Origin of the sequence: Streptomyces sp. LaBMicrA B280 (genome assembly GCF_049222185.1) — a bacterium.
GTDB classification, from domain to species: domain Bacteria; phylum Actinomycetota; class Actinomycetes; order Streptomycetales; family Streptomycetaceae; genus Streptomyces; species Streptomyces murinus.
This window is the reverse complement of the sequence record NZ_JBMJCT010000027.1, coordinates 25,057-37,379: the sequence shown is the minus strand read 5'-3', so window position 1 is coordinate 37,379 and position 12,323 is coordinate 25,057. Positions and strand designations below refer to the sequence as shown.

The 12,323-nt window shown below is 71.6% G+C and carries 13 protein-coding genes and 1 pseudogene; 10 read left to right on the top strand and 4 right to left on the bottom strand.

Features of this window, described 5'->3' with window-relative positions; translation table 11 throughout:
- The first annotated feature begins 42 nt into the window (after positions 1 to 42).
- Both ACLF5H_RS23155 and ACLF5H_RS23150 read left to right on the top strand, forming a co-directional pair.
- Positions 43 to 1,494: an aldehyde dehydrogenase gene (locus ACLF5H_RS23155; protein WP_421677936.1), complete on the top strand. Its 1,452-nt coding sequence runs from the start codon at positions 43 to 45 to the stop codon at positions 1,492 to 1,494.
- A 3-nt stretch (positions 1,495 to 1,497) separates the two neighbouring features.
- The gene (locus ACLF5H_RS23150; protein ID WP_421677935.1) at positions 1,498 to 1,731 is read left to right on the top strand and encodes a ferredoxin; all 234 of its coding nucleotides are present in this window, start codon (positions 1,498 to 1,500) and stop codon (positions 1,729 to 1,731) included.
- A gap of 11 nt (positions 1,732 to 1,742) precedes the next feature.
- Here the strand turns inward: ACLF5H_RS23150 and ACLF5H_RS23145 are convergent, their stop codons facing one another.
- Complete coding sequence (locus tag ACLF5H_RS23145) at positions 1,743 to 2,357, bottom strand: TetR family transcriptional regulator (RefSeq protein ID WP_421677934.1); 615 nt, start codon at positions 2,355 to 2,357, stop codon at positions 1,743 to 1,745.
- 220 nt (positions 2,358 to 2,577) lie between these two features.
- Between ACLF5H_RS23145 and ACLF5H_RS23140 the strand changes: the two are divergent.
- From ACLF5H_RS23140 to ACLF5H_RS23125, 4 genes and pseudogenes are all read left to right on the top strand, one after another.
- Positions 2,578 to 3,956, top strand: a pseudogene (locus ACLF5H_RS23140) (glycosyltransferase).
- The gene (locus ACLF5H_RS23135; protein WP_421677933.1) at positions 3,950 to 4,696 is read left to right on the top strand and encodes a class I SAM-dependent methyltransferase; all 747 of its coding nucleotides are present in this window, start codon (positions 3,950 to 3,952) and stop codon (positions 4,694 to 4,696) included. Before ACLF5H_RS23140 ends, ACLF5H_RS23135 begins: the two are co-directional and overlap by 7 nt.
- A complete protein-coding gene (locus tag ACLF5H_RS23130) occupies positions 4,693 to 5,760 on the top strand; it encodes a prenyltransferase (protein WP_421677932.1) in 1,068 nt (355 codons plus the stop codon). The genes ACLF5H_RS23135 and ACLF5H_RS23130 overlap by 4 nt, the downstream gene beginning before the upstream one ends.
- A gap of 116 nt (positions 5,761 to 5,876) precedes the next feature.
- Positions 5,877 to 6,464, top strand: coding sequence for a hypothetical protein (locus ACLF5H_RS23125; RefSeq protein WP_421677931.1), 588 nt, complete (start codon positions 5,877 to 5,879; stop codon positions 6,462 to 6,464).
- 14 nt (positions 6,465 to 6,478) lie between these two features.
- On the opposite strand, the gene ACLF5H_RS23120 is transcribed toward ACLF5H_RS23125, so the two are convergent.
- The 3 genes from ACLF5H_RS23120 to ACLF5H_RS23110 form a co-directional block, all read right to left on the bottom strand.
- The gene (locus ACLF5H_RS23120; RefSeq protein WP_421677930.1) at positions 6,479 to 7,489 is read right to left on the bottom strand and encodes an LLM class F420-dependent oxidoreductase; all 1,011 of its coding nucleotides are present in this window, start codon (positions 7,487 to 7,489) and stop codon (positions 6,479 to 6,481) included.
- A gap of 106 nt (positions 7,490 to 7,595) precedes the next feature.
- Entirely contained in the window at positions 7,596 to 8,363 is a 768-nt protein-coding gene (locus ACLF5H_RS23115) for a hypothetical protein (RefSeq protein WP_421677929.1), read from the bottom strand.
- Between the two features lie 115 nt (positions 8,364 to 8,478).
- Positions 8,479 to 9,372, bottom strand: coding sequence for an N-acetylmuramoyl-L-alanine amidase (locus tag ACLF5H_RS23110; protein WP_421677928.1), 894 nt, complete (start codon positions 9,370 to 9,372; stop codon positions 8,479 to 8,481).
- 219 nt (positions 9,373 to 9,591) lie between these two features.
- Here ACLF5H_RS23110 and ACLF5H_RS23105 point away from each other — a divergent pair, with 219 nt between their 5' ends.
- From ACLF5H_RS23105 to ACLF5H_RS23090, 4 genes are all read left to right on the top strand, one after another.
- Complete coding sequence (locus ACLF5H_RS23105) at positions 9,592 to 10,329, top strand: DUF6879 family protein (protein WP_421677927.1); 738 nt, start codon at positions 9,592 to 9,594, stop codon at positions 10,327 to 10,329.
- The gene (locus tag ACLF5H_RS23100) at positions 10,326 to 11,174 is read left to right on the top strand and encodes a helix-turn-helix domain-containing protein (protein WP_421677926.1); all 849 of its coding nucleotides are present in this window, start codon (positions 10,326 to 10,328) and stop codon (positions 11,172 to 11,174) included. Before ACLF5H_RS23105 ends, ACLF5H_RS23100 begins: the two co-directional genes overlap by 4 nt.
- Positions 11,175 to 11,298: 124 nt before the next feature.
- Positions 11,299 to 11,784: a hypothetical protein gene (locus tag ACLF5H_RS23095; RefSeq protein WP_421677925.1), complete on the top strand. Its 486-nt coding sequence runs from the start codon at positions 11,299 to 11,301 to the stop codon at positions 11,782 to 11,784.
- A 76-nt stretch (positions 11,785 to 11,860) separates the two neighbouring features.
- Complete coding sequence (locus ACLF5H_RS23090) at positions 11,861 to 12,319, top strand: hypothetical protein (RefSeq protein WP_421677924.1); 459 nt, start codon at positions 11,861 to 11,863, stop codon at positions 12,317 to 12,319.
- The last annotated feature ends 4 nt before the right edge of the window (positions 12,320 to 12,323 follow it).

The following is a 12,323-nucleotide window of genomic DNA, read 5'->3' as shown; positions in this document are numbered from 1 at the left end:
TCAGAAAGTAGTGTGCGGCAGGCGGCGCGCTGGGAGGCAGCCATGACCGGGCTCGTGGAACACGGAAAGCTGTACATCGGCGGGGAGTTGACCGAGCCGCTGGGCGAGGACGTCATCGAGGTGATCTCCCCGCACACCGAGGAGGTCATCGGCCGGGTCCCGCACGCCTCGCGCGCGGACGTGGACCGGGCGGTGGCCGCGGCGCGCCTGGCCTTCGACGAGGGTCCCTGGCCGCGCATGACCCCCGAGGAGCGGATCGGCGTCGTCACCCGGATCAAGGACGGCATCGCCGCCCGGCACGAGGAGATCGCCCGGGTGATCTCCGCCGAGAACGGCTCCCCGTACTCCTGGAGCGTCCTCGCCCAGGCGCTCGGCGCGATGATGGTGTGGGACTCGGCGATCCGCGTGGCCCGGGAGTACGTGTACGAGGAGCGGCGCGACGGCGCCCTCGGGCCGCTGCTGGTGCGCCGCGAGCCGGTCGGGGTGGTGGCGGCCGTGGTGCCGTGGAACGTGCCCCAGTTCGTCGCCGCCGCCAAGCTCGCGCCCGCGCTGCTGACCGGCTGCGCCGTCGTACTCAAACCGTCCCCGGAATCCCCGCTGGACGCCTATCTGCTCGGCGAGATCGCCCGCGAGGCCGGACTGCCCGAGGGGGTCCTGTCCATCCTGCCCGCCGACCGGGAGGTCAGCGAGTACCTGGTCGGACACCCCGGCCTGGACAAGGTCTCCTTCACCGGGTCGGTCGCGGCCGGCAAGCGGGTGATGGCGGTCGCGGCCCGGCAACTCACCCGGGTCACCCTGGAGTTGGGCGGCAAGTCGGCCGCGATCGTGCTACCCGACGCGGACCTCGCGACGGCGGTCGCGGGGATCGTACCGGCGGCCTGGATGAACAACGGGCAGGCCTGCGTGGCCCAGACCCGCATCCTCGTGCCGCGCGCCCGCTACGACGAGTTCGCCGACGCCTTCGCCCGCGCCGCGGCCGGCCTCGTGGTCGGCGACCCGCTGGACCCCGCCACCCAGGTCGGCCCGCTGGTCGCCCGCCGCCAGCAGGCGCGCAGCCTCGACTACATCCGCGTCGGCCAGGAGGAGGGCGCCAAGGTCCTCGCGGGCGGCGGCCGTCCGGCAGGGCTTGAGCGCGGCTGGTACGTCGAGCCGACCCTGTTCGGGGGCGTCGACAACGCCATGCGGATCGCCCGCGAGGAGATCTTCGGGCCGGTCATCTGCCTGCTGCCGTACGGCGACGAGCGGGAGGCCGTACGGATCGCCGACGACTCCGAGTACGGCCTCTCCGGCAGCGTATGGACCTCCGACGTCGAGCGCGGCATCGAGGTCGCCCGCCGGGTGCGCACCGGCACCTACAGCGTCAACACCTTCAGCCTGGACATGCTGGGCCCCTTCGGCGGCTACAAGAACTCCGGGATCGGGCGGGAGTTCGGGCCCGAGGGGTACGGCGCCTATCTGGAGCACAAGATGATCCACCTCCCGGCGGGTGCGTGAGCCATGGCCGACCGCTGGCACATCGAGGTCGACCGGTCCCTGTGCATCGGCTCGGGCCAGTGCCTGCACCACGCGCCGGGCCGCTTCCGCCTCGACTCCGCCCGCCAGTCCCACCCGGTGGACCCCGACACCGACGCCGCCGAACCCGTCCTCGCGGCGGCCGAGACCTGCCCCGCGGAGGCCATCTCCATCACCCTGCGGGGCAGCGGGGAGCCGGTGTTCCCGCCCGAGGAGTGAGCGGGCCCCCGCTACTCCTTCGGGGTGGTCAGATCGATCAGCCGGCAGACCGTCTCGATGTCGATCTTCACCTGGGCGATGGAGGCACGGCCGGAGAGCCAGGTGATGAGGGCCGAGTGCCAGGTGTGCTCGATGACCCGCACGGCCGAGAGCTGCTCGGGGCTCGGGTCGTCCAGGCCCATCGCGTCCAGGATGATCGCCGTGGTCTGCCGGGACACCTGGTCCACCTCGGGGCTGACGCTGCGGTCCGCGAAGGTCAGCGCGCGGACCATGGCGTCGGCCAGATGCGGCTCGCGCTGCAGGGCCCGGAAGGCCCGCATCAGGGTCTCGGCGACCCGCTCGGCGGCGGTGTCACCGGCGGGCGGCTTGCGGCGCAGGGTGCCGTGCATCCGCTCCAGCTGGTCCTGCATGGTGGCCACCAGCAGATGCACCTTGGACGGGAAGTACCGGTACAGCGTGCCCAGGGCCACCTGGGAGGACTCGGCCACCTCGCGCATCTGCACCGCGTCGAACCCACCCCGGCCCGCCAGCCGCGCGCTCGCGTGCAGGATCCGGCGACGGCGGGCTTCCTGACGCTCCGTGAGGGGCGACGAGGGAGTGCGCGACGTACTGGCTTCCGGGGGCATGGGTCCCGTTCCGTGACAATCGGTGAGGGGGTCGGCAGGGCACGTGATCAGACAGCATGGCAGGGCCGCGCGCCGTGGCGCGAATCACCTGATCCACTGCTCACAGCACCCCTACCTGCCGGTAGATTCAGAGGCTCTCGAACGATCAAGTCTGAAACTTGTTCTAGATTAGCGTCCCGTCGTAGTCTCGCGGGACAGTGCAGGCAGAAGGGGGCACAGAGTGACCGCCGAGGCCCGGGAAGCGGGTGCCCGTGAGGACTTCGCCGCCGACGGGGAGCGACCGCTCGACATCGCGCTCCTCACCTATAAAGGGAACCCGTTCTGCGGCGGGCAGGGCGTCTACGTACGGCACCTCTCGCGCGAGCTGGCCCGCCTCGGACACCGCGTCGAGGTCATCGGCTCCCAGCCGTACCCCGTGCTCGACGAGGGCTACCCCTCGCTCACCCTGACCGAGCTGCCGAGCCTCGACCTCTACCGCCAGCCCGACCCCTTCCGCACCCCCGGCCGCGGCGAGTACCGGGACTGGATCGACGCCCTCGAAGTGGGCACGATGTGGACCGGCGGCTTCCCCGAGCCGCTCACCTTCTCGCTGCGCGCCCGCCGGATGCTGCGGGCCCGGCGCGGCGACTTCGACGTCGTCCACGACAACCAGACCCTCGGCTACGGCCTCCTCGGCGACGTCGGCGCGCCGCTGGTCACCACCATCCACCACCCCATCACCGTGGACCGGCGGCTGGAGCTGGACGCGGCCGAGGGGCGGGGGCGCCGGTACGCGGTGCGCCGCTGGTACGCCTTCACCCGGATGCAGAAGCGGGTCGCGCGCCGGCTGCCCTCGGTGCTCACCGTCTCCGGCAGCTCCCGGCAGGAGATCGTCGACCATCTCGGGGTGCGGCAGGACCGTATCCACGTGGTGCACATCGGCGCCGACACCGATCTGTTCGCGCCGAATCCGGCGGTGCCCGAGGTGCCGGGGCGGATCGTCACCACCTCCAGCGCCGATGTGCCGCTCAAGGGGCTGGTGTTCCTCGTGGAGGCGCTGGCCAAGGTGCGCACCGAGCACCCGGCCGCGCATCTCGTCGTCGTCGGCAAGCGCCCCGAGGAGGGTCCGGTCGCCCAGGCGATCGAACGGTACGGCCTCGACGGCGCCGTCGAGTTCGTCAAGGGCATCTCGGACGCCGAACTGGTCGACCTGATCCGCTCCGCCGAGGTCGCCTGCGTGCCCTCGCTGTACGAGGGGTTCTCGCTGCCCGCCGCGGAGGCCATGGCCACCGGGACACCGCTGCTCGCCACGACCGGCGGCGCGATCCCCGAGGTCGCGGGCCGCGACGGCGAGACCTGCCTCGCGGTGCCGCCCGGCGACGCGGGGGCGCTGGCGGCGGGCCTGCCAACTTCACCTGGGCCCGGGCGGCCCAGGGCACTGTGGCCCGGTACCGCGAGGCCATCGCCCGCTCCGCGCCCGCGTCCGGCGCCCTTGCCGCGGGCCCCCGCCGCCCCGCGCCCGAGACTCCCGGCCGCTCCGCGGCCCCTTCGGTGGCCGCCGTTTCCACGGCCTCCCCGAGTGACACCAGCGTCTATCCCGAAAGCAGGGCCACGTGCTGACCGTCGACTTCTCCCGGTTCCCCATCGCCCCGGGAGACCGCGTCCTGGACCTCGGCTGCGGAGCCGGCCGGCACGCGTTCGAGTGCTACCGGCGCGGCGCCCAGGTCGTGGCCCTCGACCAGAACCCCGAGGAGATCCGCGAGGTCACCAAGTGGTTCGCGGCGATGAAGGAGGCCGGCGAGGCCCCCGAGGGCGCCACCGCGACCGCGATGGAGGGCGACGCGCTGGCGCTGCCGTTCCCGGACGACTCGTTCGACGTGGTGATCATCTCCGAGGTGATGGAGCACATCCCCGACGACAAGGGCGTGCTCGCCGAGATGGTGCGCGTGCTGCGCCCCGGCGGCCGGATCGCGATCACCGTGCCCCGCTACGGCCCGGAGAAGGTCTGCTGGGCGCTGTCCGACGCCTACCACGAGGTCGAGGGCGGCCACATCCGCATCTACAAGGCGGACGAGCTGGTGGCGAAGGTCCGCGAAACCGGTCTGAAGCCCTACGGCAGCCACCACGCGCACGCCCTGCACGCCCCGTACTGGTGGCTGAAGTGCGCCTTCGGCGTCGACAACGACAAGGCGCTGCCGGTGCGCGCGTACCACAAGCTCCTGGTCTGGGACATCATGAAGAAGCCGCTGGCCACCCGGCTCGCCGAGCGCACCCTCAACCCGGTGATGGGCAAGAGCTTCGTGGTCTACGCGACCAAGCCGCACCTGCCCCGGCTCGCCGAGGAGGCGGCCGCCCAGTGACCACCCCCCGGACAGAACACCTCGTCCTGCCCGGAGTCCTCACCGCCGAGCAGGCCGCCGCGACCGTACGCGGCATCCTCGCGGTACAGCGGGAGGACGGCGCGATCCCGTGGTTCCGGGGCCACCACCTGGACCCCTGGGACCACACCGAGGCCGCGATGGCCCTGGACGCGGCCGGTGAGCACGAGGCCGCCGAGCGCGCCTACCGGTGGCTCGCCCGGCACCAGAACGAGGACGGCTCCTGGTACGCGGCCTACGCGGACGGCGCCCATGACGAGGTCACCGACCGCGCCCGCGAGTCCAACTTCGTGGCGTACATAGCCGTCGGCGTCTGGCACCACTACCTGTCCACGGGCGACGACACCTTCCTCGACCGCATGTGGCCCTGCGTCTACGCGGCCGTGGAGTGGGTGCTCGGCCTCCAGCGGCCCGGCGGGCAGATCGGCTGGCGGCGCGACGCGGACGGGACGCCCGCCACGGACGCGCTGCTCACCGGCAGTTCCTCCATCCACCAGGCGCTGCGCTGTGCGCTCGCCATCGCCGAGCAGCGTGAAGAGGCGCAGCCGGACTGGGAGTTGGCGGCCGGCGCGCTGCGGCACGCGATCCGCAGGCACCCGGAGCGGTTCCTGGACAAGGACCGCTACTCGATGGACTGGTACTACCCGGTCCTCGGCGGCGCCCTGACCGGCGCGGAGGCCGAGGCGCGGATAGCCGAGTCCTGGGACCGGTTCGTCGTACCGGGCCTCGGGGTGCGCTGTGTCGTACCCAATCCCTGGGTGACCGGCGGCGAGTCCTGCGAACTGGCGCTCGCGCTGTGGGCGGTGGGGGAGTCGGACCGGGCCCTGGAGATCCTCAAGTCCGTGCAGCATCTGCGGGACGCCGACTCCGGTCTGTACTGGACGGGTTACGTCTTCGACGACGAGGCGATCTGGCCGCGCGAACTGACCACCTGGACGGCGGGTTCCCTGCTGCTCGCGGTCGCCGCGCTCGGCGGTCACGAGGCGACCTGCGCGGTCTTCGGCGGCATGTACCTCCCGGCGGGCCTGGACCCGGACTGCTGCTGACCCGTCCGTCGTCGGCGCCGTCCCCCCGGCGTTTCCCCCGAGTGGCGTAACCGCGCCTGCGGAGTGACGGTGGAGAAGGAAGCTCCCCACTCGGAAAGACACGTCGGGAGGACCTCGTGCCTGTACCGATACGGCGTCTCTGCCTGGCGCTGGCCGTGTGCTGCGCCCTGGTGGCCGGTGGCACGGCCTGCGGAAACAGCAACGCCGGTTCCCACACCCACACCAAGACGGCGGTCACCGCCGCGGCGCTGAACCAGCCCGCGGCCGAGCCCAGCCCCACCACCTCCGCCGAGAAGCAGCGGTTCGCCAAGACCAGGTTCGTGGCGAACGCGGGCCTCGCGGCCGGTGCCACCTACGAGTGGATCTACAAGCCGTGGAAGGCGGGCAAGTTCAAGAAGGGTGCCCATGGCCGCAGGCTGGCCCTGGTGAAGGCCGGTGTCGCCGGTCTGTTCACCTACAACCGGCTGAAGGCCGCCGAGCGCAACGCCAAGGGCGACCCGCTGCTCTCCAAGGCCCTCGCGCCGCTGAGCAAGAGCATCGAGAACCTGAAGGACCTGCCGGCCAAGCTGCGGCACGGTGACACCGGCGCGGCGAGCGACTTCAACAACGTCATCAACAACGTGAAGGACGCCGGGAAGGGCGCGGGCGCCCCGGTCCAGAACAAGGTGCCCTCGCCGAGCGACCTTCGCAGTGGCGGTCAGTAAGTCCCTGGGAGAATCTAGGAGTTCAGCTCCGCCAGCACGCGGAGTGTGCAGGGGTCAGGTGACAGGACCAGCAGGTCGGTCACCGGGCCCCTGCGCCATGACTCCAGCCGCTCCGCGATCCGGGCGCGGGGGCCGACCAGCGAGATCTCGTCGGCGAAGGCGTCCGGTACGGCGAGCACCGCCTCCTCGCGCCGCCCCGCCAGGAACAACTCCTGTATCCGGCGGGCCGCTTCGGGGTATCCCATCCGGGCCATCAGGTCGGCGTGGAAGTTCCGGGAGGCGTGCCCCATGCCGCCGATGTAGAAGCCGAGCATCGCCTTCACCGGCAGCAGCCCCGCGGCCACGTCGTCGCACACCTTCGCCCGGACCATGGGCGCCACCCGGAACCCCGCGGGCAGGTCCCGCACCGCCTCGCCGTACACCTCGGGCCGGTCCGGCGCCCAGTACAGCGGCAGCCAGCCGTCGGCGATCCGCGCCGTCTGCGCCACGTTCCGGGGGCCCTCCGCGCCGAGCAGCACGGGGAGCCCGGCCCGCAGCGGATGCGTGATCGGCTTGAGCGGCCTGCCCAGCCCGGTGCCGTCCGGGCCCCGGTACGGCAGCGGATGGAACCGCCCGTCCAGCGACACCGGCGCGGTGCGGCGCAGCACCTGCCGTACGACGTCCACGTACTCCCGGGTCGCGGTCAGCGGCGACGCCGGGAACGGTCGGCCGTACCAGCCCTCCACCACCTGCGGCCCGGACAGCCCGAGCCCCAGCATCATCCGCCCGCCGGAGAGGTGGTCCAGGGTGAGCGCGTGCATCGCGGTGGTGGCCGGGGAGCGCGCCGCCATCTGGGCAACGGCCGTACCCAGCTTGATCGTCGAGGTCCGCGCAGCGATCCAGGTGAGCGGGGTGAAGGCGTCCGAGCCCCAGGACTCGGCCGTCCACACGGAGTCGTAACCGAGCCGTTCCGCCTCCTGCGCGAGCGGCACATGGGCGGCGTCCGGGCCGCGTCCCCAGTACCCGAGCGCGAGACCGAGCCGCATACGAACCCCTCCTGACGTACCGTCAGTTATCCGGTCCGGGAGGCGACTGTACGACAACGGCCCCCCACCCGGAAGGGCGAGGGGCCGTGGCCCTGGGTGTGGCTGCTCAGCCGCGCTGGATGCCCGAGGTGTCCTGGAGCACGCCGCGACGGCCGTCCTGGGTCTGGGCGATCAGCGTGGCGCCACGCTGCTCGACCGCCAAGTACCAGGTACCCGGCGCCAGTTCGGCGATCGGGGCGGGCGAACCGTCCTCCCCGAACAGCGGACGGGTCACCGGCACCGCGAACCAGAACGGCGAGAAGTCCGCCGGAGCGGCCTGCTGCGGCGCGGCACCCCCCGCGGGCGCCGGCTGCGGCGATCCGTACGGCTGCCCCTGCTGCGGCTGGGCGCCGTACGGCTGCTGCGGGGCACCCTGGGCGCCCGGGTAGCCGTAACCGGCGGGCGGCTGCGCGCCGTACGGGCTCGGCGCGACCGGCTTGGGCGCCGGGACCAGCGCGCCCTGGAGCGCCGGGACCAGCGGGGTGGCGACGGCGGCACCGGCGAGGACCAGCGCGGCGATGAACCCGAGCACCAGCCCGGCGCCCGCGTCGACCCCGTTCTGCACATCCACCAGCGTCCAGAACAGGGTCCAGGCGGAGAGGATCGTGAATGCCGTGCCCACCACGCCGAGATCCAGGCCGAGCACCTTGCGCGGCTGCGGCAGGCAGCGGTTGAGCACGATCAGTACGGCCCCGATGACGGCCCCCATGTACGTGCCGAGGCCCGTCCCGAGGTTGTCCCACACACTCTGGCTGCCCGAGTATCCGGCGGCCGAGTAGGAGTAGAGATCGAGGAACGACGCGATGAACAGCAACACCGCTGCTCCGATCACCACGCCGTCGCCTCTAGTGAGGGAGCGGATGTTCACTTCAGGTCCTTCGTGAGTCGTCTCGTCGTCGCTAGACCCTACCGTCCGCAAGATCCGGCTGTCCGGCTGGTCGAGGCCCCGGTCAGGACTCGCGCAGGAAACTCACGATTCCCTCAGACATCCCCTGCGCGGCCTTCTGCCGCCAGGAGCCGCTGGTCAGCAGGGCGGCGTCCGTGCCGTCGCGCATGTTCCCGCACTCGATGAACACCTTGGGAACCGTTGACAGATTGAGACCGCCGAGGTCCGTGCGGGTGTCGAGCGCGGTGCCGTGGCCGATGTAGTTGGACGGCGGCTCCCCGGTCACCCGCCGGAAGTCCGCCGCGACGCGCTCACCCAGCTCGCGCGAGGGCCCGACGATCGGCCGGGTGTCGGCGCCGCCCGCGTGCACGGCGCCCGGCAGGATCACATGGAAGCCCCGGTCGCCCACCGGCGCACCGTCGGCGTGGATCGAGATCGCCGCGTCCGCGTGCGCCTTGTTGCCGATCTCCGCCCGCTCGTCCACGCAGGGCCCCCAGTCCGGGCCCTTCTCGTCATGGGTCAGCCGCACGGTGGCACCCTGCCGCTCCAGCAGCGCGCGCAGCCGGTGCGCCACATCGAGCGTGAACCGCGCCTCGGCGTAACCGTCGTTCGTGGAGGTACCGGTGGTGTCGCACTCCTTGCGGCCGTTGCCGACATCCACCGGGCGGTTGATCTCGGCCGTGTGCCGGAAGTTGTCCACGTTGTGCCCGGGGTCGATGACCACGACCTTGCCCTTGAGCGGCGCGGCCGCCTTGTCATCGGCGCTCGGCGCGCCGGACGGCGAACTCCGCACCACCGGCTTCGCCGCGCCCTCCTTCTCGGCCGACCCCCCGCCCGCCGCGTACACCCCCCACCCGACCATCCCCCCGACCACCAGCGCCCCACCGGCCACAACGATCGGCACCCGCCAGGAACGACGCTGCCGCGGGAGTTCGGATTCCGGATCTGTGTATGACACGTCGGCCACCCTAACGGCAGTCCAGGGCGCCCAGCCGGTTCAGGAGGGCCCTACGGGTGACCCGCGCGTCCGGATCCCGCGCGGGCTCCCGCGCGGCAGCGGCTTGCACGCAATCGCTGATCTCGCGTGGCCGGGCGCAATCTCCCGCAATCGCACGGCGCCACCGCGTCCATTCCGCGCATTCTGGGACCCCGACCGCCAACTGGAGACGGAGACGGCATGGCTCTCAGGCTCATCGGTACGACCAGTGACGAAGGCGACTGTCCCACCCTGTACGAGATCGAGGGCACCGACGAGATCCTCGTCCAGGGCGATCGCGAGGCCGACCCCCGGCACCTGGCGCGGTTGCGGGACGTGAAGCCCTCTGAGGCGTTCGTCCGCGTCCCCCGTAGCCTCCTCGTCCGCTGTGCGCCGAGGAGTCCGGCTCCCGAGCTCCGGCCGTTCTCGGCGATCTCCCACCTCTTCCGCGAGTACCGGCACACGGCCTGGCGGCTGGAGACCCGCCGCGGGTACGCCTCCGACCGGCGCGGCCCCAAGTGGACGCGCTGGCAGGCAGGCGAGGACATCTCCGCCGGGGCCAGCGGGTGGCTGGAGAACGTCGCCGAGCAGACGGCGGCCGGGAAACGGTTCGAACGGGTGCGCCTGGTCGACGAGCCGGCCACCGAGGGCCAGCGGTTCCTGCTCGCGTGCGCGCCGGCCAACGTCGCCGTCGGCGAGGACATCCGCAACCTGACCCGGGCGCAGGCGGCGCGGCTGCGTTTGCCCGACGACGACTTCTGGCTGTTCGACTCGAAGACCGTGGCCCGGTTCGCCTTCGACGAGGACGATGTCACCCTCGGCGTGTACGTCACCGAGGACCCCGCCGAGGTACTCGCGGCCTGCCAGGCCCGGGACGCCGCCTGGCAGCACGCCGTGCCCACACGGGAGTTCGCTCGCGGGGTAGCTTCGACCGTGTGACCACCGACTTCCAGACGGCTCGTGAAGCTCTTGGTGCCCGGCTGCGCGAGCTGCGCACCGAGGCAGGGCTGGCGGGCAAGGAACTCGCCGCCCGCCTCGGCTGGCAGACGTCGAAGGTCAGCCGCATGCAGAACGGCAAGCAGACCCCCACCCGTGACGATCTGACCGCGTGGGCGGGCGCCGTCGACCGGCTGGACACCGAGGGCGAACTGCACGGGCTGCTGGCCGGCCTGGACATGAAGCAGCGCAACCGGTCCTGGCGCAAGCAACTGGCCGGCGGCCACCGGGGACGGCAGGAGATCGCCGTACGGCTCACCGAGAACACCCGGCAGATCCGCGGCCTCGAAGTCTCCCGCGTCCCCGGCTTGTTCCAGACACCCGAGTACGCACGCGTGGTCTTCGACTCGCTCGCCGAGTTCCGTGGCATCCCCTCGACCACCGACGCGGCCGTCGAACGCCGGATGCGCAGACAAGAGGCCCTGTACGACCCGGAGAAGACATTCCGTTTCCTTGTCTGCGAGGCCGCCCTGTACCACCGTCCCTGCCCGGCCGACGTGATGGCCGAGCAGCTCGACCGCCTCTACAACCTCGTCGGTCAAAAGCGCGTCGAACTCGGGATCATCCCGTTCGGCGCGCAGCTTCGTCGCACGGTGCCGCACGCGTTCTGGATCTACGACCGTCGGCTGGTCATCGTGGAGACCATCAGCGAGGAGCTCTGGCTGACCGGCGACGAGGACGTGGCGCTGTACGAGCGGGCATGGGACTGGTTCGCCGAATCCGCCGAATACGGGTCCCCGGCGCGGCGTCTGATCGGCCGCGCACGGGCAGCTCTCGGCCTCTCGTAGGCAATCACCGCCAACTCCGACGGCAGCGCACGCAATCCCATGCAATCGTCACACCACCGGGCAATCTTGCCGCATACGGTCGGGGTCAGGGCATCTCAGCAGCCCCCGACCAGAGGAGTGAGCCTTGTCCGCACCCGTCATCGAGGCCGTGCGCGGCAGGTCCCTCGTGGACCCCGCGTTCTTCGGGCGACTCAGCCGCCGCGTGGCCAAGAACCATGGACTGGACATCTCCAGGGCCGAAGACATCACCGACCAGGCCCTCGCCTACCTCGCCACCGCCGCGCAGAAGCCCGAGGGCGCTCCGGCGCTGTACATGAGCGCGGACGTCGACCCGGCCTGGCACGAGTTCATGCACTACACCTTCGAGTACGACCGGTTCTTCGCGCGCCACGGCTGGCCCAAGGTCCACCACCATCCCTGTGACGGCGGTCCGGACGGCGCGCAGGTCTATCCGTCGAAGACCGAGGCGCTTCCCCCGACCGTGGCGGCGATCGAGGCCGCGGGCTACCGGGTCGAGCACGAGCTGTGGACGGCCGGCGTGGACTGCGAGGACACCTGCGGCGACGACGGTGTGCCCGGAAACCCGCCCGACTGCGGGCACGGTGTCTGACGGAACGTGACCAGGCATGTGATGTCAGTGCCCGTCCCTACAGTGCGCGGGGGATGAGCACTTGAGGAGTGAACACATGGCAAGGACCATCACGGGGACCGGGCGAGTGACGATCTTCAGCCTGCTGCACGATTGGGAGACGGCCTCGCACTGTGTCCTCGCCTACACCACCGTGGACAACGGCCTCACCGCCGTCCTCGGATCCGTTCCCGTCGAAGGCAATGTCTTCGAGCCGGGCGATCTGTTCGCGACGGCCGTGCGGCACGGGTTCATCGGGGAGTGGAAAGGGGCGCGCGAACAGCGGGCCGCCTGCTGGCTGGCCTGCACCGGCTCGGGCTCCCGCACGGTACGGAAGGCGGACACGATCGATGTGCAGGAGGCGGCCTGGACGCTGGACATGGCACGGACCGTCGACCTCGACGGCTCCTACTACGGGCACCAGCGCGTGCACGCGGGCCGGTTCACACTCGACGATCCGGAGCTGACGGCACGGGCATGGGCGCTGCTGCCCGAACGCGTGATGACGGCTGTGTGAGAGA